The organism is Acinetobacter brisouii, assembly GCF_008993995.1.
GTDB classification, from domain to species: domain Bacteria; phylum Pseudomonadota; class Gammaproteobacteria; order Pseudomonadales; family Moraxellaceae; genus Acinetobacter; species Acinetobacter brisouii_A.
The window spans coordinates 1-264 of the sequence record NZ_BKNN01000198.1 but is presented as its reverse complement, the minus strand read 5'-3'; the positions used below and the strand labels follow the sequence as shown (position 1 = coordinate 264).

General features: G+C 43.2%; 1 protein-coding gene. It reads right to left on the bottom strand.

Translation table 11 applies throughout. The features are described from left to right. Window positions 1–264: transposase domain-containing protein (locus GBN19_RS15645; protein ID WP_171494516.1), on the bottom strand; the 264-nt coding region annotated here is incomplete at both ends.

Here is a 264-nt window from a genome sequence, read left to right as displayed (position 1 = left end):
CTTGTGTATGTGGCATAGACCAGACAATACCATCAACTGCACATATACGAAGACCATGAAAATCTGAATGTTGTTGCTGTGAATCCTGAAACCATGCTTGGCTAAGCGTGGAAAACAGTGCCTGCAAAGGTTCTAAACCCAAACGTTGTCGAGCTTGTACAGATGCACTGGGAACACAATATTGCGTTGTACCAAAGACAAGTTGCAACTGTTGAACAACATACCAAATGGGTTGATCTCGAAATAGGGCAAGACCAATCACCA